This is a genomic window from Rheinheimera faecalis, assembly GCF_021290965.1.
GTDB lineage: Bacteria > Pseudomonadota > Gammaproteobacteria > Enterobacterales > Alteromonadaceae > Pararheinheimera > Pararheinheimera faecalis.
Map to the genome: position 1 here is coordinate 1 of NZ_JAJOYT010000020.1, position 23716 is coordinate 23716.

Below are 23716 nucleotides of genomic sequence, written 5' to 3' on the forward strand. Positions count from 1 at the left end.
GAGCCAGAGCTGGTCGCTCTGGCTTTTAGACGTTAACTGTCAGATGAGCCGTTGACTATCTCGGCTATCTCTTCCAGACGGCGCAGCGCCAGATAGTTGATGGTGCGTTTTGGATACTGGCCTTTGCTGTTACGTTCACCGGCCGGCATATCCATTAACAGCTCCAGCGCTTCATCCACACCTTTGACCACATAAATATGGAACTGCCCCTGCTCTACCGCTTTAATCACTTCATCATTCAGCACCAGATTCAACTGGTTGCTGGCAGGAATAATACAACCTTGTTTACCTGTTAAACCACGGGACTCACAGAGGCGGAAGAAACCTTCAATTTTTTCGTTGACGCCACCAATAGCCTGCACCTGACCATGCTGATTAATAGAACCAGTCACCGCCAGACTTTGGGTAATAGGAATATCAGCTATGCCTGAAATCAGCGCACAAACCTCAGCCAGAGATGCACTATCGCCATCTATTAAACCGTAGGATTGCTCCATCGCTATATTGGCTGACAAGGTCAGCGGGAAATGCTGAGCGTATTTAGCGCCTAAGTAACCTGTCAGCAGCATCACACCTTTGGAGTGAATGGATTTACCCAGTTCCACTTCGCGCTCAATATCGACTACACCAGTAGAACCGGCAAAAACTGTGGTACTGATGCGGGCTGGCGTACCAAAAGCGGTATCGCCAATTTCCAGCACAGTTAAACCATTAATTTTGCCAACGGCCCAGTCGTCAGTGTCTATTAAAATCTGACCTTCCTGAATATCTTCTAAAAAGGATTCGCTGATACGGCCTGTGCGGTATTGTTTGCCTTCCAGCGCCATTTGCACATGCTCAGCGCGCAGTTCAGTCGAGTCATGCTGAGTGGCATAAAAACAAGCTTCGCGCACCAGCTCCAGCACTTCAGCAAAACGGGCAGACAACTTGCGCTGATGTTCAGCCTGACGGAAACTGAAATTCAGCAACTGCTTTAAGCCGCAGGCGGACAAGGTTTCCATATCCATTTGCTGAATTTGATCCTGAATTTGCAGCGACATATAACGTACTGTCTGCTCGTTAAACGGCAAATAATGCTCAAAATCGGCTAACACACGGAACAGTTCGTTAAACTCATCGTCCACGTCCTGCACCAGATAATACAAATCGCGCGAACCCAGCAGCACAATTTTGACGCTGAGCGGTATAGCTTTAGGCGTAATAATGGTGGAGTTGGTGACTGCATGATCGCTTAGGGTATCAATCAGAATTTCGCCGGTTTTCAGCGCCAGTTTCAGTGCATCCCACAAGCTTGGCTGTGACAATAAACGGTCTGCATCCAGCACCAGATAACCACCATTGGCTTTATGCAAAGCACCTGGGCGGATCATGCGGTAATTGGTATACAAGGAGCCTTGCATTGAGCTGTATTCAACCCGGCCAAATAAATTGCCGTAGCTTGGATTCGGCTCAAAAATAATAGGAGCGCCGTCCATCAATTCGTGATGCATCAGCACATTAGGCACAAAGTCGCCGACAAAAATGCTACGGATATCCAGCTCTTCCAGCTTATCGCTTTCAGCCTCTTCAGGCAGCAGTTCCAGCATAGCTTTGACTAAAGCCGGTTTCATTTCACGCAGATAACGTAATACACCCAACTCACCTGAATAGTCGTGTTCCAACTGTTTCAGCAATGGCTTAATGGCTTGTTCAATAGTCTCACGACGCAGCGCCCGCAGGTTTTCCGACAGTTCACGTTTCCACTGCGGTAATTCCAGCAATTGCTCATTCAGTATGGTTTCAAGCTCTGAGACTAAATCGTAGAAGAACTGGCGTTTTTCTTCAGATAAATTAGCAAATTCATTGTCATCCAGCGCTTTGCCATCCACCACTGGTGAAAAGCTGACAGCCCCGTTTTCTTCGTACAGTACCACTTGCTGCTCTAAGGCTTTGCGTTCCACTAACTCTATAGCGGCTTCGTACTTATCATCAAATTCCTGATGAATGGCTTTTTTCTTACGCTGATAACCCGGGTTATCAAAAGCAGCCGGGAAAGTATCGAGCAGCTCGTCGATTAAGGCTTCGACCTTTTTCACCAATACTTTGCCTTCACCCGGCACTAAACGTAAGGTGCCCGGAATACGCTCATCGTCAAAGTTATTGATATAACACCAGTCATCCGGCGTAGCTTTTTCGCTGGCAGCTTGCTGCAGAATGTCCTGCACTAAAGTGTAACGGCCTAAGGCAGGCTCGCCCATGACATAGAGGTTATAACCCGGCATATCCATGCCGATAGCAAAATTTAATGCCGCCTTTGCTCTGTCCTGGCCAATAAAAGTGCTGGATAAACCTGTCACGTCCAGCGCTTGCTGGATCAGGTTTTTATCAAGTTGTGGGCCTAAATGTTCGGCGGTTAAAGCATATTTATGGCTGTTGTGCGTCATGCAACCTGCTCAGTGTTGAAAGATGAAAACTACAATTTCCGTCATCTTAACAAATCATTGAATAAAATGAAGGTTTTAAACAGGTAATCCATGACGACTGAAATGCGTGCCTCCACAATACACACAGGCGCTTAATTCAGCCGGATGATAAAAGGCCTGTTGTTGCTGACACTGCTGGCATTGATACAGCCCCATGCCCACTTCTTCACCTTGTAGATACGTACCCTGATGCTCCAAATCCTGCATCAGCTCCTGCCATTCAATCTGGGTTTTGTCGGTAATCAGCGAAAGCTCATACCACAAAGTTTCAGGCCAAAGGGATGGCGCTTGTTCAGCCTCTGTGGCCTGACGTTTAAAGGTTTCAATAAAAAGCTGAGTTTCATAAGCCGTCAGCTCTTTGCCAGCTTTGACATAAGCTTTGACTGTGTCGGCAAAGTCCACCAGATTATCCAGTTGCTGCTGCCGCCCCTCTTTGAACATAGTGGCTAACTCATTGAGCCAATTCTGATATTTTTCTTTAAATTCGGACATAAATCCTCCTTACTACTTTTCTTCAGTATAGTCGGCTAAAAACGAATAACTGAGTTTTAAACCTGTAGCCCGGCTTTTTAGTCGCAAGGCTATTGCGGCTTTTTGCTCTGAAGCTCAGTCTGCAGACAGAACTATAAAAGGGGTTGTTAATGAAACTTTATTTTGCTTTTACCGCTTGTGCTTTGTTATTCAGTGCAGCTAGTGCGGCAGAGTACTTTCCACCTGCCGGGCAATGGCAACAAAAACCAGCCGCCGAATTAAAGGTGGATGCAGCCTTGCTGCAACAAGCTGTGGATTACGCCATAAAATCTGAAAATAAGGCAGACCCGGATCAAGCCATTAATCAGGCTACAACTTTTGGTGCCAAAGAGCCTTATGATCAGATTATTGGCCCGATGAAAACCCGGGCTCCTGCCAATGGCCTCATTATTTATAAAGGCGCAGTGATAGCTCAGTGGGGCGATACACAGGCTGTAGATATGACCCACAGCATCACCAAAACTTTTTTAACCACTGTGACAGGCCTGGCGGTGCAACAAGGTTTAATTCATAGCCTGCAGGATAAAGTAGATAGCTATATGCCGCATGGTGTGGATTTATATCAGGGTAAGCACAACAGCCAAATTCGTTGGGATCATTTACTGCGTCAAACCAGTGACTGGCAAGGTACCTTATGGGGCAAACCCGACTGGGCTGACCGACCTGAAGGCAAAACACCGGCTGACTGGCCAAAACGGCCGTTACGCACACCGGGCAGCCATTACAAATACAATGATGTACGGGTCAATCTGCTGGCGTTATCCACCTTGTATGTCTGGCGTAAACCTTTACCCCAAGTGCTGAACGAACAGATCATGTCGCCTATTGGAGCTTCGTCCACCTGGCGCTGGTATGGCTACAACAATAGCTGGATTGAACTGGATGGTCAGAAGATGCAGTCCGTATCAGGTGGTGGTCATTGGGGCGGCGGCATGTTTATTAATGCCTGGGATTTAGCCCGTTTTGGTTATCTGTTTTTACGGGATGGTCAATGGCAGGACAAGCAACTCGTCAGTAAAGAATGGATCCGGCTTGCCAGTACTGGCGGCTCAGCCAACCCTGAATATGGCTTTGCCAACTGGTTTTTAAACCCGGGCCGTAAAGCTCTGCCAAACGCTCCTGAAACAGCTGTTACTTTTCAGGGCGCCGGCCGCAATATTATTTATATAGATAAAGAAAATGATCTGCTGATGGTCGCGCGTTGGATAGGCAATGGCGATGAGCTGAATCAACTGGTGGGCAAAGTATTGACTGCTCTGCCCCACTGATCAGGTGCAGTCTGACTAGCGCAGGTCTGCCAGCGCTAGCTTCACACCCAAAGCGACAAATAAAGCACCAATACTTTTATTCAGCCAAAACGCCACCAGCGGGCTTACTTTCATTTTTTTTCCGGCAAAGCCAGCACTGACAGCTAAGAACACACACCAGAGCATGCCATTCAGATTAAAAATAAAACCTAAGATCACAAAAGCCAAAGCTTTGTTGGCTGCATCCACGGCAATAAACTGCGGTACAAAAGCTAAAAAAAACAGCGCCACTTTTGGATTCAGTACATTAGTGACAAAACCCTGCAGAAAAATGGTTTGAAAGGAAGCTGCAGAAACCTGCTGTGCAACAACGCCATGTTCAGGACGTTTTGCCAACAACATTTTCACCCCGAGATAAACTAAATAGGCAGCACCAGCCAGCTTCACCAGCGTAAAAGCCGTTGCAGAAGTCGCCAGCAAAGCAGAAACCCCCAAAGCAGCGGCAAAAATATGTAGACAAACACCAGTGCCAATACCTGCAACTGCGACCAAACCAGCACGCCAGCCCTGACTGGCACTACGACTGACAATCAGCACCGTATCCGGCCCTGGTGAAATATTCAGCAATAAGCCCGAAATGATAAACAACATCAGATTTTCAATACCAAACACAAGCTATTCCTTGATGAAACCCGCATCTTCAATTCACCACTTTATGCAGCCGGAGTAACACAGACAAGAGCATCTGAACAAAATAAAACAAAGCAAGGATTGTCCCTTGTTGCAGTTGTTGCCGACCCCCCGCTTGCGGTATGCTAGCGGCAATTTTTCCCGCCGGTTTCATCGGTCTGGTTTTGACTTCACGTTGGAAGGTTTTTAATGCACGAACAATATAATCCGCAGTTGATTGAACAGCAGCTGCAAAAGGAATGGGAACAAACAAACGCCTTTAAAGTAGTAGAAGATGCTTCGAAAGAAAAATACTACTGCCTCTCCATGTTCCCGTACCCAAGTGGCCGTTTACATATGGGCCACGTGCGTAACTACACCATAGGTGATGTGATCAGCCGCTTCCAGCGTATGCAGGGCAAAAACGTGATGCAACCTATGGGTTGGGATGCTTTTGGTTTACCGGCCGAAAACGCTGCTATTGCCAATAAAACAGCACCAGCCAAATGGACTTACGCCAATATCGACTATATGAAAGGCCAGCTGAAACGCTTAGGTTTTGGTTACGACTGGGACCGCGAAGTCGCTACCTGTAAGCCTGAATACTACAAGTGGGAACAATGGTTTTTCACCAAGCTGTTTGAAAAAGGCTTAGTGTTCAAAAAAATGGCGACCGTAAACTGGGACCCTGTCGATCAGTGCGTTTTAGCCAACGAGCAAGTGATTGACGGCCGCGGCTGGCGTTCAGGTGCTTTAGTCGAACAGCGCGAACTGGCGCAGTGGTTTATTAAAATCACAGATTACGCTGAAGAGTTGTTACAAGACTTAGACCAGTTAGACGACTGGCCTGAGCAAGTAAAAACCATGCAGAAAAACTGGATCGGCCGCTCAGAAGGCGTGGAGATCGAGTTTAAAGTGGCTGATTCTGACCAGACCATGTCGGTCTACACCACCCGCCCTGATACTTTATACGGTGTCACTTACGTTGCCGTTGCTGCTCAGCATCCATTAGCCCAGCAAGCTGCCGTAAATAATGCTGAATTACAGGCTTTTATTGACGACTGCAAAGGCGGCAAAATGGCCGAAGCCGATATGGCGACCATGGAGAAAAAAGGCGCGCCAACAGGTTTATTTGCTATTCACCCATTAACAGGTGAACAAGTACCGGTGTGGGTAGCGAACTTTGTTTTGATGCATTACGGCTCAGGCGCTGTGATGGCCGTGCCTGGTCACGATCAGCGCGACTATGAATTTGCAACTAAATACGGCCTGGCTATTAAACAAGTAGTTCAGCCAGAAGCTGGCAGTGCTGCAGTGTGCGATTTAAGCACTGCTGCCTTTACTGAAAAAGGTGTACTGGTTAACTCTGCCGAATTTAACGGTTTAGACTTCGCAGCTGCTTTTAAAGCTATTGCCGACAAGTTAACGGCCATGGGCATTGGTCAGGTCAAAGTGAATTACCGTTTACGTGACTGGGGTGTATCCCGTCAACGTTATTGGGGCTCACCTATTCCTATGCTAACTCTGGAAGATGGCACTCAGGTTCCGGTACCAGAAGATATGCTGCCGGTACGTTTACCTGAAGATGTGGTGATGAATGGTGTAACTTCGCCTATCAAAGCAGACCCGGAGTGGGCAAAAACCACTTACAACGGCCAGGCCGCTTTCCATGAAACCGATACCTTCGACACCTTTATGGAATCGAGCTGGTACTATGCCCGTTACTGCAGCCCGGATCATGACAAAGCCATGCTGGACCCGGCCAAAGCCAACTACTGGCTGCCGGTCGATCAGTACATAGGTGGTATTGAACACGCTATTTTGCATTTATTGTATGCCCGTTTCTTCCATAAGCTGTTACGTGACGTAGGTTTAGTCCAGTGCGATGAGCCGTTTAAGCGTTTATTGTGTCAGGGCATGGTATTGGCTGAAACCTTCTACCGTGAAACTGAAAACGGCGGTAAAGAGTGGTTCTCGCCTGCTGATGTGGCGACAGAACGTGACGACAAAGGCCGTATTACAGCATCTATTTTAAAAGCAGATGGCAAGCCGGTGTTGTCGGCTGGCATGAGCAAAATGTCCAAATCGAAAAACAACGGTATAGACCCGCAATTGGTAATAGACCAATACGGCGCTGATACAGTGCGTTTGTTTATGATGTTTACTGCACCACCAGAACAAACTCTGGAATGGCAGGATTCAGCAGTAGAAGGTGCAAACCGTTTCTTACGCCGTATCTGGACTTTAGCTGCTGATCACAAAGAGCTGTTCAACACAGCAGTGACCTCACTGGAATTAAATTCTGATCAAAAAGCTTTGCGCCGCGATATTCATAAAACTATCGCCAAAGTGTCTGACGATATAGGCCGTCGTAACGTATTCAACACCGCTATTGCTGCCATTATGGAGCTGGCGAACAAGGTGCAAAAAGCTCCTGTGGATACCGATGCTGACCAACAAGTGAAACGTGAAGGTATTCAGACCTTAATTCAGTTGCTGAACCCAATCACTCCTCACTTGTCGCAGTACCTGTGGAAAGAGTTAGGTTTTACTACGTCACTGGAACAAAGCCCATGGCCAGTGGCTGATGCAGCTGCTATGGTGGAAGATGAAAAACTGGTGGTGGTGCAAATTAACGGTAAAGTCCGGGCTAAAGTGACAGTGGCAGCTGATGCGACTGAACAACAGGTGCTGGAACTTGCCCATGCTGAAGAAAACGTTCAGCGTTTCCTTGAAGGTGTCACTATTCGTAAAGTGATTTATGTACCAGGTAAACTGCTGAGTCTGGCCGTAGGATAAAATGAAAAAACACTCCGTATGGACAGGGCTGCTGCTTGCAAGCAGCCTGCTTCTGACCAGCTGCGGCTTCCACTTACGTGGCAGCCTGCCGCTGGAGCGTTATCCGGCAATTTTTGTTGATGCAAAAAAGCACTCTGAGCTGGCAAACTTGTTATCGCAGCAACTCACCAGCAATGAAGTGAAATTGCTGACAGAGCTGGATCCCAAAGCACCAGCACTGATGCTGCAACAGGATAGTCTGGAACGCCGGACTTTATCTTTATTCCCCAATGGTCAGGTTGCCGAATACGAACTGATTTATCAGGTGAAATACCAGTTATTGCTGCCAGGTCAGGATATTCAGGAGTTTCAGTTTGAACTGACACGTGACTATCAGGACGATCCAAACCTTGCGCTTGCCAAAGCCAAAGAACTGGATTTGTTATTGCAGGAACTGAGAAATCAGGCCGCCAGCCGTATAATCCGTCAATTAAACCGGATCCACTAATGCTGAAACTGTATAGCAATCAGCTTGCTGCACAGTTACAAAAAAGCCTGGCACCAGTGTATCTGGTGTTTGGTGAAGAGCCGCTGCAAAAGCAGGAAAGCATTGATTTAATTCGTGCTGCTGCAAAAAAACAAGGCTTTGATGAACGGCAAAGTTACAGCTGGGACAACAGTTTCAGCTGGAACGACTTTCTGATGGAACTGAATAATTTATCCTTGTTTTCGCCTCGTCGGGTATTTGAGCTGGAACTACCGGCTAAATTGCCAACAGGCGCAAGCGACTTATTAAAACAGCTCCCCTCTTTATTGCACCCGGATTTAATTCTGGTGTTGCATGCAGCCAAAAATGCCAACGATTACGCTAAATCTGCCTGGTTTAAAACGCTGGCAGAACAAGCAGTTCAGGTGCAGTTTTATCCATTGGACGATCAGCAGTTTCAGCGCTGGTTACAGCAACGAGCCTCTGCACTCAAACTGCATTTAACACCAGATGCCATTACCTTAATGCAGCATCACTGCGCAGGTAATTTATTAGCTGCGGCACAAGAGCTGGAAAAACTGGGTTTAACTTTGGTCAGTGGCACTATAGATGCTGAACTTCTGGAACAGCATTTAGCCGACCAGTCGCACTTTTCAGTGTTTCAATTGGTAGATGCTTTGCTGTCAGGTCAGGGTAACGAAGCCTTGCACCGTCTTGACCGTTTATTACAGCAGGACACTGAACCTGTAATTATTGCCTGGCAGTTACAAAAAGAAGTCACTACATTGATGCAAATGCATCTGGCCCAGCAGCAAGGTAAACCCTTGGCTGATTTCTTCAAAAAAAATGCGATTTGGCCTAAGCGTCAGCCTATGTACCAAACTGCTGTATCGCGTTTACCTGCCAAATGGCTGGGGTATGTGCAACAGGAACTGGCCGCCTTTGACCGCGCCTTTAAATCTGGTGCTTTAAGCAGCCCTGAACTGGCATTAGCACATTTAGTGAGTTTATTAGTCAGCCCTGTCTCCAAAGTATTTTCATTGCAGCAACGTTATGCCGACTTCACGCCCTGATCGTGCTTTTGCCGTATTTGGCGGCACTTTTGACCCCATACATCTGGCGCATGTAGCCTGCGCCCAGTACGTGTTAAAACACTGTGCTGTACGTGAAGTGCAACTAATGCCCTGCCACCTGCCCGCTCATCGCGCAAGTCCAGGCGTTAGTGCAGAACACAGAGCTGCGATGGTGCAACTCGCCATTGAGCATATTCCTGGTTTGTCGCTACAGAGTCTGGAGCTGAATAAACATAGCCCTTCGTACACGGTCGACAGTTTGCGTTTATTGCGTGAACAGTACCCACGGGGTGGTTTGTTGTTTGTCATGGGTATGGATTCACTGGCGTATTTTAAACAATGGCATCAGTGGCAAAGTATTTTGCAACTGGCGCATCTGGTGGTTTGCCAGCGCCCCGGCAGTACAGCTGAAGATGGTGATTGTCCGGCGCTGCTGGAACAATTTGGCACAACCTCTCTGCAAGACCTGCATTTACTGGACTCTGGCAAAATTATGCTGCTGGATAACCCTCCTCTGGATTTGAGCGCAACGCGGATCAGAACCTTGTTGGAAAAAAACCAGCAAAGCACCGAACTAAGTCAGTTAATACCAGCCGAAGTGTTGCAGTATATAAAAGCAGAAAGGCTGTACAGCGGCGTATAAGATCAAAACAAAAAGTGTTAACATGTCGCGTTTTTAGATCCCGGAGTTAAAAGTGCAAGCACAAGAGTTATTAGCATTCGTCCTCGACAAGCTGGACGATATGAAAGCCAAGGATATCGTCAGCCTGGATGTCAGAGAAAAATCCAACGTGACGGATTCCATGGTCATCTGCTCAGGCACCTCAAACCGTCATACCCGTTCTATCGCCGATCATCTGGCCAAAGAAGCGAAAAAAGCCGGCATCAGTGTGTTAGGCATTGAAGGTGAAGGTTCAGGTGAATGGGTACTGATTGATTTGGGTGACGTTATTGCCCATGTTATGCAGGAAGAAAGCCGCAGTTTTTACCAGTTAGAGAAACTCTGGAGCGTTTAACGGCATGAAGTTAATGCTGATTGCAGTCGGCACAAAAATGCCTGATTGGGTCACCACGGCTTATGAAGAATATGCCCGTCGTTTTCCGCGTGATTTACCACTGGATTTGATTGAAATTCCGGCTGGTAAACGCGGGAAAAATGCGGACATTAAACGTATTCTCGAAACCGAAGGCGAAAAAATGCTGGCCGCTGTGCCCAAAGGCGCCCGCATTATTACGCTGGAGGTGGAAGGTGCCAACTGGAGCAGTCCACAACTGGCACAAAAACTGACACAATGGCAAATGGATGGCCGTGATGTTTGTTTACTGGTGGGAGGCCCTGAAGGCTTAGCTCCAGCTTGCATAGCTGCGAGTGAAGGCAAATGGTCGTTATCAGCGCTGACCATGCCCCACCCTATGGTTCGGGTTGTATTGGCAGAAAGCTTGTACCGCGCCTGGAGCATTAGTACGAATCACCCTTACCATCGCGAATGACCATGATGAAGCAGCTCCCATCCATTCAAACAAGCGCCCCACAAAACCAGCTATTTCATCAAAAGGCTTGGTTTGATTTTGCTAAGGCACTGATTTGTGGGAGTATCGACACCACCCAGTACTCTCTTTATGTAACCGCGAATAACGATGATTAAAAAACGCCCGTCCATTCAGGATCCAGCCGCCGAAAGCCAGATGTTTAATCAAAGGGCTTTGTTTGGTTTTGCTGTAGTGCTGATTTGTTTTTGTGTGGTGGTGTTTAATCAATACAAGTTACAGGTGGTGATGCATGAACATTACATGACCCGTGCAGATGGTAACCGCATTAAACTTATTCCACAGCCACCAAACCGCGGTTTAATTTATGATCGTAACGGCATTTTGTTAGCAGAAAACCGCCCTATTCATTCGGTTGAATTAATACCCGAACAAGTGAAAAACATTCCCGAAACTCTTGCTGAAATTGCCCGTCTGATTGAAATCTCACCAGAGCGCCAGAAGGAATTTTTGAAAGAAGTGAAGTACCACAGACGTTTTGTCAGCATAGCGGTTAAAGAGCATCTGACAGAGCAGGAAGTGGCAATTATTGCCGTGAACCAACACAGATTAACAGGTGTTACTTTAGAAGCGCGTTTAACCCGGCATTACCCTTTTGGTGAGCTGTTTACTCATGCTTTAGGTTATATCGGCAAAATTAACGCTAAAGAACTGGCGAAGCTGGAAGAAGATGGCGTCAGCGCCAACTATGCGGCCAGCCGGGATATAGGCAAAATTGGTCTGGAACGTTTTTACGAAAGCCAGTTGCATGGCCAGGTAGGTTTTGAGCAGGTCGAAGTCAATAACAGAGGCCGGGTGATCCGTATTCTGGATTCAAAACCAGCCACATCTGGTGATGATTTAATCTTATCTATCGATATGAGCCTGCAGCTAAAAGCTCAGGAGCTAATTGGCGAAAACCGCGGTGCCATAGTAGCAATGGACCCAAGGGATGGTGCTGTTTTAGCCTTTTACAGTAACCCAAGTTATGACCCGAATTTATTTGTGCATGGCATCAGTGGTAAAAATTACCGTGAGCTGCTGAATTCCCCCGATCGGCCGCTGGTCAACCGTGTCACTCAAGGGGTGTATCCACCAGCATCCACTATTAAGCCTCATATGGCCGTGCTGGGACTAGAAAATGGCACTGTGACAGAGCAAACCCGTATTCCGGATCCTGGCTTTTACAAATTACCAAACTACAGCCGGCCTTACCGCGACCACGTCAAATGGGGTCACGGCTGGGTTGATGTCTACACAGCCATTACCAAAAGCTGTGACACGTACTTTTATGATTTAGCGGTGAAGCTGGGTATAGATAACATTTCTGATTATATGAAAAAATTTGGCTTTGGTTCCCGTACCGGCATAGATGTGATGGAAGAGAGTGCAGGTCTGATGCCGTCTAAAGAGTGGAAAAGAGCCAGACACAAACAAAGCTGGTATCCGGGTGATACAGTGTCTTTGGGTATAGGCCAAAGTTACTGGAGTGTAACCCCTATGCAACTGGCGCTGTCGACCGCAATTCTGGTGAACGATGGCCAAAGACCTACCCCGCATATGGGTCGTTATTTCCGCAGCCAGGGAAAAGACACCAGCCTGATAGCTCCACTGCAAACCGCGATGGAAGTCAAAGATCACAATAACTGGCGTATTGCCAAAGAAGCTATGCGCCAAACCGTGATGGTCCAGGGCGGTACAGGTTTTAATGCCTTTAAAGGCATCAGTTATAGTGCAGCAGGTAAATCAGGCACAGCTCAGGTTATTAATATGGCAGCAAACCAAAAGTATGATGCCAATGCCATTAAAGAAATCCACCGGGATAATGCGATGTTCATCGCCTACGCTCCGGCCGAAAATCCAAGCATCCTGGTGACTGTCGCCTTAGAGAATGCCGGTGGTGGCGGTGCCAACGCAGGCCCTATAGCCCGTAAAATGATGGATCATTACTTTACACGTCAAAGTGCTGCGGGAGCTCAACCATGAGCTTACAAAAAGATCTGAACCACAAGACTTTAGAACCAAAAGGCCTTCCTGATGGATCTCTCTTTATGTTCACACGTCAAAGTGCTGCGGGAGCTCAACCATGAGCTTGCAAAAAGATCTGAACCACAAGACTGTAGAACCAAAAGGCCTTCCTGATGGATCTCTCTTTATGTTCACCCGTCAAAGCGCGGCAGGAGCTCAACCATGACTCTGTTAAAAGATCCGACTCACAAAGGAATTCTAGCCAAATTGCATTTGGACGGCCCCTTATTTGCCGGACTGCTGGCTTTATGCTGCACAGGTTTATTTGTCCTCTATAGTGCCAGCGGTCAACACTGGGACATGATGGCAGCTCATAGCACCCGCTTACTCATTGCCTTTGGCGCCATGTTATTTTTAGCTCAGGTGAAACCTCAAACCTTTAGTTTTTGGGCCGTGCCTTTGTTTTTAGCGGGTACGGCAATGCTGGTGATGGTGCTGGCCTTTGGTCATATCGGCAAAGGCGCACAACGTTGGCTTGATTTAGGTTTTATGAAGTTTCAGCCCTCAGAAGTGATGAAATTGGCCGTGCCTATGGCGGTTGCCTGGTACGTGTCCTCGCATCCATTGCCGCTCAAATTTAAACACCTGATTATTGGTTTTATTATGTGTGCTATTCCTACTGTGCTGATACAGCAACAACCGGACTTAGGCACCTCCATTCTTATTTTTGTCGCCGGGGTTTTTGTGCTGTTTTTAGGTGGCATGAGTTGGCGAATTATTACTGCAATAGCCATGATTATTCCGGTGGTGTCTTACACCATGTGGTTGTTCTTTATGCACGACTACCAAAAACGGCGGGTGTTAACCTTTTTAAATCCTGAAAGTGACCCGCTTGGTTCTGGTTATCATATTATTCAGTCGAAAATTGCTATAGGTTCAGGTGGTTTTGAAGGTAAAGGCTGGATGCACGGTACTCAGTCGCAATTGGAGTTTTTACCTGAGCGCCATACCGACTTTATCTTTGCAGTATTCAGTGAAGAGCTGGGCATGATAGGGGTACTGTTTTTACTGGCCTTGTATGCTTTTATCATTGCCAGAGGTTTGATTATCGCCAGCCGTGCACAGGACAACTTCAGCAAGCTGCTGGCTGGCAGCATTACTCTGACATTTTTTGTCTACGTCTTCGTTAACATTGGTATGGTATCAGGCTTGTTACCCGTGGTCGGCGTGCCTCTGCCTTTGATTAGCTATGGTGGGACATCCATGGTTACACTGATGGCTGGTTTTGGTATTCTAATGTCAATCAGCACCCATAAACGACTTTTAGCTCAGCAGTAGAAAGAATCAATGATAAAAAAAATAAGCGCTTTATGTTGTACTTTGATGCTGGCTTCCTGTTCACAAACACCAGAGCCAAAATCAGCAGCCACTGAAACCAGCCCTGGTTGGGAAGAGCCAAACAAAGGCCGTTACTCACAAGCAACAGACAGTCACCCCACTCGTCTGCCGACCTTGCTGGAGATGACCGACCCTGAACCCCGGGCAGAAGCCTTAAGCCGCGGCGGTAACAAACCTTACAATATTTATGGTGTGGACTATTCACCCCGTACCGACCTGATGGAATACAAAGAAACAGGCATTGCTTCCTGGTATGGTCATAAGTTTCATGGTCATCTGACGTCTAACGGTGAAACTTATAATGTATTCGCCATGTCTGCTGCACATAAAACCTTACCTTTGCCTTCTTATGTCAGGGTCACCAACCTCGACAACGGTAAGTCCGCCATAGTACGGGTGAACGATCGTGGCCCTTTCCATAACGACAGAGTGATCGACTTATCTTATTCTGCAGCTTATAAAATTGGCATGATGGGCAAAGGTACAGCCCGTGTTCAGGTGGAGCTGTTAGCCTCGCCAGCCATGACTAGTCAGGAAAGTTATGCCATGGGTTTAGGCAGCAGAGGTAATCAGTTTGAAGAAACAACCATAGCCTCGAACCCGGCAGGGCCAAGACCAGGTAGCGTTGCAGCCCCTGTTGCTGCCGCAGTTTCTGCCCCCGTACGCTCAGCGCCTGCAACTGCAATCTCTGCACCTGTATCCAGCGCTAACAAAGTGACAGGCTGTTTTATTCAGCTGGTTGCCAGCAGTAACAAAGCAAAATTACAACAGTTAGGTGCCGATTTGCAGCAGCAATGGTCGGTCTCGACACAAATTAACGATGGCAACGGAATTTTCCGTTTATTGGCGGGTCCAATGCCATCAGCGGCCGAAGCGAACAGCTGGCTGGAACGTTTTAAAAGTGCCGATTATCCATCGGCTTATATTACAGATAAAAAAAGCTGTGGTTAAAACCACGGTTGATTTCGTTTAAAAATGAACTCAGCTCAACAACATAAGAAAGGTCTCATGAATACGTACTCCAGAATTTTTATTGCTTGCTCCTTTGGTGTTGCCAGTTTTTTAGCAGCCGGACAAACAGCCCCACTGACAGCGTCACAAATGACGCCACAACCTCCAGAAGTAAATGCCAAAGGCTACATTCTGATTGATTACCATACAGGTGCAGTGTTGGCTGAAGGCAATGCCGATGGTTTATTAGCGCCTGCAAGTCTGACCAAAATGATGACCAGCTACATCATTGGTACAGAAATCAAAAACGGCACCATTAAGCCGTCCGATCCTGTCACTATTACTGAAAATGCCTGGGCTAAACAGTATTCCGACTCTTCCAAAATGTTTATCGAAGTGGGTGAAACCATCAGTGTGGAAGAATTAAACCGTGGCATTATTATCCAATCAGGCAACGATGCTTGTGTGGCTATGGCCGAACATATTGCTGGCACTGAAGGTGCCTTTGTGGAGCTGATGAACGCCCACGCCGTGCGTTTAGGCATGGACAATACCCACTTTGCCAATAGCCATGGTTTACCTGATGAAACTCAGCGCACCACGGCCCGTGATATGTCAAAGTTGTCGGTTGCACTTATTCGTGACACACCGGACGAATACAAAATTTACTCAGAAAAAGAGTATGTATTTAACGGCATCAAACAATACAACCGTAACGGTTTATTGTGGGATAAAAGCCTGAATGTGGATGGCATTAAAACAGGCCACACTTCAGAAGCCGGCTACAGCCTAATCACGTCTGCGACCAAAGACGACATGCGCTTAATCTCTGTGGTGATGGGCACAGACAGCGCGAAAATCCGTGAAGCAGAAAACAAAAAGTTACTGACCTATGGCTTTCGTTTTTTCGAAACTTTTTCTCCTTATAAAGCAGGAGAAAAGTTTGCTGAACAACGGGTATGGCAAGGCACTAAAGAAATCATCACTTTAGGTGTACTGGCAGAAACGCCTATTACCCTGCAACGTAATCAACGTAAAGATTTAAAAGCCGACTTTAAATTGAATCAGGAACTGATTGCCCCCATATCTAAGGGTCAGGTACTGGGCACTGTTTACCTGAAGTTAGGTGACAAAGATATCGCCGAATTTCCTTTGGTAGCGCTGGAAGATATCGAACAAGCAGGTTTATTCAGCCGCTTAGTAGATATGGTGAAAATGCGTTTTCAGTAATGAAAAGTACAGCCTGAGATGAAAACAGTCCCGGCAAAGCCGGGACTTTTTGTTAGAATAGATCAAGATTATTTTGTGAGCAGAACATCATGACAATTGAAGTAAAAGACACCCGCTTTGATGAATTTTTAGAGTTTCCATGCTCTGTAAACTTTAAAGTGCTAGGCGTCGCTGTGCCAGAACTGGTGGATCACATCGTGGTTGTGCTGCAGGAACACGCTAAAGCCGACGACTACAATCCGCAAATCCGTCCTAGCAGCAAAGGCAGTTATCACTCTGTGTCTGTGTCTGTCACTGTCACCAGCAAAGAACATATGGAACTGCTGTACACAGAACTTGGCCGTTTAGAACTGGTTCGCTATGTGATCTGACGAGTGGCACTGCCCTTTTTAGTGGCAGAGCAGGTATAATGCCGGCACTTTCAACTGAACCGGAGTTCGTTGTGGTTGATCCTCAAGGCTTAGTGATACGGGATTTAGGGCGCCAGCCTTATGTTCAGGTATGGCAAGCCATGCAAAAATACACAGATGAGCGGACTGAACAAAGTCCGGACGAGCTGTGGTTTGTTGAACATGACCCGGTGTTTACTCAGGGTCAGGCCGGTAAAGCAGAACATCTGCTGATGCCAGGCGATATTCCTGTAGTACAAGTCGACAGAGGCGGTCAGGTGACTTATCACGGCCCTGGTCAACTGGTGGCTTATGTACTACTGGATATTAAAAGACGTAAGCTGGGTGTGCGTGAGTTGGTGACCTTGATTGAACAGGTGATCATTAAAGCTTTAGCACCTTATGGCATTGAAGCCTACGCCAAAGCCGATGCCCCTGGTGTTTATGTACAAGAACAAAAAGTCGCTTCGCTTGGATTGCGGGTGAGAAAAGGCTGTACCTTTCATGGTCTGGCTTTAAATGTGAATATGGATTTATCACCTTTTTCCAGGATCAATCCATGTGGTTATGCCGGCATGCAGATGATCCAAACCAAAGATATTGCAGGTCCACAACTAGTGGATGAAGCAAAGCAGGCTTTGCAGTCACAATTTGTTGCCCAATTGGCGGTCAGCCAGACTGAGCACAAAACAGGGTTAAGTGAGTAATATGACCATCAAAACAGCTCGTATGGAACCAGGCGTCAAGTTACGTGATGCCGAAAAAATGGCCCTGATCCCAGTCAAAGTATTACCGACAGAACGTGACGAAATGTTACGTAAGCCGGACTGGTTAAAAATCAAATTACCACGCAGCACGGACCGTATTGAACAAATCAAAGGCGCTATGCGTAAGCATGGTTTGCATTCGGTCTGTGAAGAAGCCTCCTGCCCTAACCTGTCAGAATGTTTTAACCACGGCACAGCAACCTTTATGATTTTAGGTGCCATCTGCACCAGACGTTGCCCCTTCTGTGATGTAGCTCATGGTCGTCCTTTACCTCCAAGCGCAGAAGAGCCGGAGAAACTGGCTTTAACTATTAAAGATATGGCGCTGAAGTACGTGGTGATTACCTCAGTAGACCGCGATGATTTGCGTGATGGCGGTGCCCAGCATTTTGCCGACTGCATCAGCTCTATCCGTCGTGAAAGTCCGTCGATAAAAATTGAAGTACTGGTACCGGATTTCCGTGGCCGTATGGATGCAGCACTGGACATTCTGACGCAAACACCACCAGACGTGTTTAACCACAACCTGGAAACAGCACCACGATTATACAAACTGGCACGTCCGGGCGCTGATTATAAATGGTCACTGGAACTGCTGCGTCGCTACAAAGAAGCACATCCTGAAGTGTCCACTAAATCTGGCCTGATGGTAGGTTTAGGTGAAACCACAGAAGAGATCATTGAAGTGATGCGCGACTTACGTGCACACAACGTCGATATGCTGACAGTGGGTCAATACCTGCAACCAAGCAAACACCATTTACCAGTCAAACGTTATGTTTCTCCGGATGAATTTGACGAAATAAAACGTATTGGTTATGAGTTAGGCTTTAAACACGTTGCCTCAGGCCCGTTCGTACGATCGTCATACCATGCTGATCGTCAGGCGGCAGGTGAAGAAGTCAGCTAATAACTAAGTGACTGTACAGGCAGTTAAATTTAGCTGCCTATGCTGTCTTTTCATGCCGGAAACAACTATGCTCAACGCAGTGAACTGAAGGATTTGGTATGGACAACAGACGTTTTAGCCGGGTGTTATTTTCCGGTCCGGTACAACTAAAAAATGCCGACACTGTGTACACTGGTCAACTACAGGATTTGTCACTCAAAGGCGCTTTATTGCAGTTAGATAAAGCGGCTGAGTTGCAATCAGGCCAACACTTCCAGCTGCAGTTTCAACTCAATGAGTCTGGTGTGGATTTGTTTATGGATGTGACTGTGGCGCATTTGAATGGCACTTGTGTAGGTGTGCGCTGCGATAAAATAGATATCGACTCAGCCAGTCATTTGCGCCGTTTGCTTGAGCTGAATTTAGGCGATGCTGATTTGTTAAGCCGTGAACTTACGGAGCTGTCGGAATAGCCGAAGCTTCTTGTAAAGAGTGCTTTGCATCCGGATAACCTTGTTTTGCGGCCTGCTCCATTAATAATCGCCAACTTTGCCAATCCTGCTGCTGCCTGGCTAAATAAGCATAAAAATACTGCACTGGCATAATCAATTCTGGCTGAGCTAAAACCTTCTGCATCAACTTAAAATACAAGTCTGGCACTTCTGCCTCATGTGAGCGCATAAAGCTTAGATTGTTTACTGGGGCGTAAGCTTGCTTCCCAACCTTGTTACAACTATCTATCGGCTTTAACTGAATATCATCTTTTTCCAGTTTCCAGTGCTTCAGATATAACTCCAGCTGAGCTTTATCGGCCAGCACATTCGGCCGGATTTTATCCTTGCTGCATTCCACTTCCGCCACTTGTACACTTAAGCTGTATTCATCGATAAAACCCAGAATATGAGCAAACTCGTGCCTGAATACTGCAAAAGAACTGCTTTCAGCAAGTTGCACTATGCCATTGTTGTAATTTGCATTGCCCTCGCCCGCTACCAGCAATAACTGGCTAAAGCCACCCTCAGCAACATGGGACATTAATACCGGATACTGACACTGAATACGTTGACCTGGCTGGTAACTACATTGTAAGTCAGTGCTATTAACGCGCTTTTCAGGCAAAAAACAGACAGATAAGGAAGAAAGCTGCGGATCCTGCTGCCACTGCTGCTGTAACAGTTGCAACTGCCGACTACCGGCTCTGGACTGGACTACAGGTTGCAAAGTAAGGCTACAAGAGGACTTTGAGTGTATTGGAGATTCAACACTGTTGTGCACATACTGCCAAATGCCATAATCAGCAGCTAAATCGGCCTGGACGGCATTTAAACTCCGTTGCTGATGCAGGTGTTGCTCAAGATAACCAGCGGCGGCTAAAAAGCCATCCTGCTTGCGTTTCAGCGCAATTAAAGCAGCAAGCTCATTGGTGAGCCCAGCATCCACAGCCTTTTGATACCAATTCAGAGCAGATTGCGAGTCGCCCTGCTGTTCACGTTTTTTCGCAAGTATTACTGCGGCAGCCGCATTGCCTTGCTGCGCTTCATCCATTAATTGCTGTTCAGGCAAATGCTCAAGTGCAGGCTCACAGCCCACTAAACAGCAAAGCAACAAAACTGTTGAACACCTGAGCGAAGCGAAGATGGCACGGGAGGTGACCACTATGGATAGCTGGAAACACAAAAACATCAGGAATGTTTTTGAACATTGGAGCATCGCGACGATGGCCCGGAGGGTGAGCGCCATGGATGGCAGCGAATAAAAAAGCCAGAAAACCGGCTTTTTTTATTTAATCGCATCAGTCTGTTAATTAACAGGTGCAGTGCTTGCATCTAAACCACGCAGCCTGTTCATTTCTATGCGGGCATAACGGTGTTCAACAAACTCATACACATTAGTCGCCAGTACTTTTTTATAGTAATCCAGCGCTTTGGTTGGGTTTTGCTGTTGATGCCACTTGGCCAGATAGAAATAAACTTCACATAAGCGTTCAGCCAGTTGTTGTGGATCGGAATTTACATTAGCTGCCGCATCCAGTAACTCTTGTTCTGAGATTTTTCCCAGATAAAAAGCCACTATATTGCTGGCCCAATGGGTTTGATCCAACTTCAGCTGATTCACAGCTAAACGCGCCTGAGCTTCAGGGACAGATAACTTGGCATCAGCAAAATACAACCACAATGAACGGTATGGATCTTCAGGTTTAGCCTGATAAAACTGTTCAAAATCACCAATAGCCAGATCAGTTTTACTATCATACAGCAGAGCTATACCCCGGTTTAAATAAGCATAATCATAATCTGGTGCCAGCTCTAAAGCGGCATCAAATGACTCATAGGCTTCGGTGTAGTTGCCCACTAAGGTATGGTGAATACCAATAAAGTTATAGGCATCGGCCATATCAGGCTGTAAGCGTAAAGCTCGCAGAAAATCAAAACGGGCTAATGAACGTAAACCGACACTGTCGTACATCACACCACGGTCGTAAAATAACCGGGCACGTTGTTCATCTGTAGTTTCGGCTTTGGTCAACAGCTCGGAAATTCGCGCTATAGCAATTTCAGTGCGATAAGAGGCAGGAACTGGTTCTGGTGCCAGTGGATTTTCCACCAGTACAGCCACTTCAGTTGAAGGTTTCTGGGCGCAAGCGCCCAGAGCCAGCAGTGCTGTAAGCAGCACCGCACTTTTGGTCAGGTCAGAGACCTTACTGAGCTTCAACAGCATCAGCAGACTCAACAGCTGCAGGTTTGTCCTGAGCTTCTTTAATGCTTAAACGCACACGACCTTGCTTGTCCACTTCCATCACTTTTACAGCAACTTTCTGACCGATCACTAAGTGGTCAGCTACATTGCTCACGCGCTCATCAGAGATTTGTGAAATGTGAACTAAACCGTCTTTGCCAGGTAGAACGTTAACGAAAGCACCGAAGTCAACAATACGCACTACTTCGCCCTGGTACACTGCACCCACTTCGATTTCAGCTGTGATAGCTTCGATACGGTTGATGGCGATGTTCGCAGCTTGTGAGTTAGTCGCAGCAATTTTCACTGTACCGTCATCTTCGATTTCGATAGTAGTACCAGATTCTTCAGTGATCTGACGGATCACAGCACCACCTTTACCAATCACGTCACGGATTTTTTCCGGGTTGATTTTTAAAGTGTAGATACGTGGAGCATGTTCAGACAGCTCTTCACGGTGCGTGCTGATTGCCTGGTCCATCACGTTCAGAATGTGAATACGGGCAGCTTTAGCTTGCTTCAGAGCGATCTGCATGATCTCGCGAGTGATACCTTCGATTTTGATATCCATCTGCAGTGCAGTGATACCTTCAGTAGTACCAGCCACTTTAAAGTCCATGTCACCTAAGTGATCTTCATCACCTAAGATGTCAGACAGAACAACGAAGTCGTTGCCTTCTTTTACCAGACCCATAGCGATACCAGCTACAGAAGCTTTGATTGGTACACCAGCATCCATCAGAGCTAATGAAGAACCACACACAGAAGCCATAGAGCTTGAACCGTTTGATTCAGTGATTTCAGATACCATACGTACTGTGTACGGGAAGTCATTGAAATCTGGCATTACAGCAGCTACACCACGTTTAGCTAAACGGCCGTGACCGATTTCGCGACGTTTTGGTGAACCTACCATACCTGTCTCACCTACTGAGTACGGAGGGAAGTTGTAGTGGAACAGGAAGTTGTCAGTTTTTTCGCTCAGTAAGTCATCTACTGTTTGCGCGTCACGGGCAGTACCTAAAGTACAGGTTACTAACGCCTGAGTCTCACCACGAGTGAACAAAGCTGAACCGTGTGTACGTGGTAATAAGCCTGTCATTACACTTAAAGCACGGATCATTTCGTTGTCACGACCATCAATACGTGGTTCGCCTTTGATGATACGGCTACGGACGATTTGGCTTTCCAGGTTGTGGAAAATTTCGTTCGCTTCAGTTTCGTTAAAGCCTTCGCCTTCCGCTAATTCAGCTTTGATTTTAGCGAACACTTCAGCTTTGATTGCGCCAATGGCTTCGTAACGTTTTGCTTTTTCAGTGATACGGTAAGCTTCGCCAACCGGCGCTGTTGCCAGTTCAGCAATTTTGCTGGTCACTGTCGCGTTTTTCACCGGAGCAACCCAGTTCCAGACTGGTTTTGCAGCAACAGCCGCAAATTCATTGATAGCGTTGATTACAGTTTGCATTTGGTCGTGACCAAATACCACTGCACCTAACATCACTTCTTCTGACAATACGCCAGCTTCAGATTCAACCATCAATACAGCGTTTGCAGTACCTGCAACCACTAAATCCAGTTTGCTGTCTTTTAATTCAGTTTCTGACGGGTTTAACACGTACTGGCTGTTTACATAACCAACACGGGCCGCGCCTAATGGACCACTGAACGGGATACCAGAGATAGCCAGTGCAGCAGAAGTTGCGATGATAGAGATAATGTCCGGCTGAATTTCAGGTTGTACTGAAACTACAGTAGCTATTACCTGAACTTCGTTGGTGAAGCCTTCAGGGAATAATGGACGGATTGGACGGTCGATTAAACGAGAAGTTAAAGTCTCGCCTTCTGACGGACGGCCTTCACGCTTGAAGAAACCACCAGGGATGCGGCCTGCCGCATAAGTTTTTTCCTGATAGTTCACAGTCAGAGGGAAAAAGTCCTGACCTGGTTTTGGTTGTTTTTTAGCGACCACTGTGACTAACACAGAGGTATCACCCATGCTTGCAAGTACAGCCGCGTCTGCTTGACGGGCGATAACGCCGGTTTCCAGAGTGATAGTGTGTTGGCCAAACTGGAATGATTTTACGATGGGGTTCACTGATTATTTCCTTTCTATTTTTCGCGTTTTTTCGCGGAGTCTTTTGGTCTGTTTTTCGCGGCACAGTATAGCCTGTTACAAGGCTGAAAAGATAGCTGGCACCAGAGTCGCAGGGTATAAAATTTAAGCATGTCCGGGCGGTAAGAACATCATGAAGGCATTAAGTTGCATTGATATGAATTTTTCTGTTTTGAAGTCGAAAAAAAAGCCAGTCGAGGACTGGCTTTTTCAGGCATAAGCTGCGAATTAACGACGCAGACCTAAACGCTCGATCAGAGTAGCGTAACGCTGACCGTCTTTGCCTTTTAAGTAATCTAATAACTTACGACGTTGGCTAACCATACGTAACAGGCCACGACGTGAGTGGTGGTCGTGCTTGTGATCAGCAAAGTGCGGTTGTAACTTAGCGATAGTTGCAGTTAATAATGCAACTTGTACTTCTGGTGAACCGGTATCGCCTTGTTTAACAGCGAAATCTGCTAAGATTTGCGCTTTTTCAGCTGTAGTTAGTGACATAGA

Annotated in this window: 22 protein-coding genes; 15 read left to right on the plus strand and 7 right to left on the minus strand. The window is 46.8% G+C overall.

Annotated elements, in window-relative coordinates; genetic code table 11:
- Nucleotides 1–32: 32 nt before the first annotated feature.
- Nucleotides 33–2423, minus strand: a complete 2391-nt coding sequence (locus LSG34_RS20045; RefSeq protein WP_233011114.1) for a Lon protease family protein — start codon at nt 2421–2423, stop codon at nt 33–35.
- Between the two features lie 75 nt (nt 2424–2498).
- Nucleotides 2499–2954 carry a zinc ribbon-containing protein gene (locus tag LSG34_RS20050; RefSeq protein ID WP_233011115.1) on the minus strand — a complete coding sequence of 152 codons (456 nt, stop codon included), beginning with the start codon at nt 2952–2954 and terminating at the stop codon, nt 2499–2501.
- 149 nt (nt 2955–3103) lie between these two features.
- Between LSG34_RS20050 and LSG34_RS20055 the strand changes: the two genes are divergently transcribed.
- Nucleotides 3104–4261, plus strand: coding sequence for a serine hydrolase domain-containing protein (locus LSG34_RS20055; protein ID WP_233011116.1), 1158 nt, complete (start codon nt 3104–3106; stop codon nt 4259–4261).
- 15 nt (nt 4262–4276) lie between these two features.
- Here the strand turns inward: LSG34_RS20055 and LSG34_RS20060 are convergent, their stop codons facing one another.
- Nucleotides 4277–4912, minus strand: a complete 636-nt coding sequence (locus LSG34_RS20060; protein WP_233011117.1) for a LysE family translocator — start codon at nt 4910–4912, stop codon at nt 4277–4279.
- Between the two features lie 207 nt (nt 4913–5119).
- Here LSG34_RS20060 and leuS point away from each other — a divergent pair, with 207 nt between their 5' ends.
- From leuS to LSG34_RS20135, 14 genes are all read left to right on the plus strand, one after another.
- Entirely contained in the window at nt 5120–7708 is a 2589-nt protein-coding gene (leuS, locus tag LSG34_RS20065; RefSeq protein ID WP_233011118.1) for a leucine--tRNA ligase, read from the plus strand.
- Between the two features lies 1 nt (nt 7709).
- Nucleotides 7710–8195: an LPS-assembly lipoprotein LptE gene (locus LSG34_RS20070; protein WP_233011119.1), complete on the plus strand. Its 486-nt coding sequence runs from the start codon at nt 7710–7712 to the stop codon at nt 8193–8195.
- Nucleotides 8195–9247 (plus strand): DNA polymerase III subunit delta, encoded by a 1053-nt coding sequence (holA, locus tag LSG34_RS20075; RefSeq protein WP_233011120.1) that lies wholly within the window; start codon nt 8195–8197, stop codon nt 9245–9247. Before LSG34_RS20070 ends, holA begins: the two co-directional genes overlap by 1 nt.
- Nucleotides 9228–9890 carry a nicotinate-nucleotide adenylyltransferase gene (nadD, locus tag LSG34_RS20080; protein WP_233011121.1) on the plus strand — a complete coding sequence of 221 codons (663 nt, stop codon included), beginning with the start codon at nt 9228–9230 and terminating at the stop codon, nt 9888–9890. The genes holA and nadD overlap by 20 nt, the downstream gene beginning before the upstream one ends.
- 52 nt (nt 9891–9942) lie before the next feature.
- Nucleotides 9943–10263, plus strand: coding sequence for a ribosome silencing factor (gene rsfS / locus LSG34_RS20085; RefSeq protein ID WP_233011122.1), 321 nt, complete (start codon nt 9943–9945; stop codon nt 10261–10263).
- Nucleotides 10264–10267: 4 nt separating this feature from the next.
- Nucleotides 10268–10738 (plus strand): 23S rRNA (pseudouridine(1915)-N(3))-methyltransferase RlmH, encoded by a 471-nt coding sequence (rlmH, locus tag LSG34_RS20090; RefSeq protein WP_008900365.1) that lies wholly within the window; start codon nt 10268–10270, stop codon nt 10736–10738.
- A 147-nt stretch (nt 10739–10885) separates the two neighbouring features.
- Complete coding sequence (gene mrdA / locus LSG34_RS20095; RefSeq protein ID WP_233011123.1) at nt 10886–12760, plus strand: penicillin-binding protein 2; 1875 nt, start codon at nt 10886–10888, stop codon at nt 12758–12760.
- A 204-nt stretch (nt 12761–12964) separates the two neighbouring features.
- A complete protein-coding gene (gene rodA / locus LSG34_RS20100; protein ID WP_233011124.1) occupies nt 12965–14080 on the plus strand; it encodes a rod shape-determining protein RodA in 1116 nt (371 codons plus the stop codon).
- Between the two features lie 9 nt (nt 14081–14089).
- Nucleotides 14090–15091 carry a septal ring lytic transglycosylase RlpA family protein gene (locus LSG34_RS20820; protein WP_269822990.1) on the plus strand — a complete coding sequence of 334 codons (1002 nt, stop codon included), beginning with the start codon at nt 14090–14092 and terminating at the stop codon, nt 15089–15091.
- Nucleotides 15092–15148: 57 nt separating this feature from the next.
- Nucleotides 15149–16321, plus strand: coding sequence for a D-alanyl-D-alanine carboxypeptidase family protein (locus LSG34_RS20115; RefSeq protein ID WP_233011125.1), 1173 nt, complete (start codon nt 15149–15151; stop codon nt 16319–16321).
- A gap of 89 nt (nt 16322–16410) precedes the next feature.
- Complete coding sequence (gene ybeD / locus LSG34_RS20120; RefSeq protein WP_008900370.1) at nt 16411–16692, plus strand: DUF493 family protein YbeD; 282 nt, start codon at nt 16411–16413, stop codon at nt 16690–16692.
- A 71-nt stretch (nt 16693–16763) separates the two neighbouring features.
- Nucleotides 16764–17417, plus strand: coding sequence for a lipoyl(octanoyl) transferase LipB (gene lipB / locus LSG34_RS20125; RefSeq protein ID WP_408636177.1), 654 nt, complete (start codon nt 16764–16766; stop codon nt 17415–17417).
- A 1-nt stretch (nt 17418) separates the two neighbouring features.
- The gene (gene lipA / locus LSG34_RS20130; protein ID WP_408636178.1) at nt 17419–18387 is read left to right on the plus strand and encodes a lipoyl synthase; all 969 of its coding nucleotides are present in this window, start codon (nt 17419–17421) and stop codon (nt 18385–18387) included.
- Nucleotides 18388–18485: 98 nt separating this feature from the next.
- The gene (locus tag LSG34_RS20135; protein WP_233011127.1) at nt 18486–18839 is read left to right on the plus strand and encodes a PilZ domain-containing protein; all 354 of its coding nucleotides are present in this window, start codon (nt 18486–18488) and stop codon (nt 18837–18839) included.
- Here LSG34_RS20135 and LSG34_RS20140 read toward each other — a convergent pair.
- The 4 genes from LSG34_RS20140 to rpsO form a co-directional block, all read right to left on the minus strand.
- Complete coding sequence (locus LSG34_RS20140) at nt 18820–19974, minus strand: hypothetical protein (protein ID WP_233011128.1); 1155 nt, start codon at nt 19972–19974, stop codon at nt 18820–18822. The genes LSG34_RS20135 and LSG34_RS20140 overlap by 20 nt on opposite strands.
- 192 nt (nt 19975–20166) lie before the next feature.
- Nucleotides 20167–21084: a lipoprotein NlpI gene (nlpI, locus tag LSG34_RS20145; RefSeq protein WP_233011129.1), complete on the minus strand. Its 918-nt coding sequence runs from the start codon at nt 21082–21084 to the stop codon at nt 20167–20169.
- The gene (gene pnp, locus LSG34_RS20150) at nt 21065–23197 is read right to left on the minus strand and encodes a polyribonucleotide nucleotidyltransferase (protein ID WP_233011130.1); all 2133 of its coding nucleotides are present in this window, start codon (nt 23195–23197) and stop codon (nt 21065–21067) included. The genes nlpI and pnp overlap by 20 nt, the downstream gene beginning before the upstream one ends.
- A gap of 246 nt (nt 23198–23443) precedes the next feature.
- Entirely contained in the window at nt 23444–23713 is a 270-nt protein-coding gene (gene rpsO / locus LSG34_RS20155) for a 30S ribosomal protein S15 (RefSeq protein ID WP_008900377.1), read from the minus strand.
- Nucleotides 23714–23716: the final 3 nt, after the last annotated feature.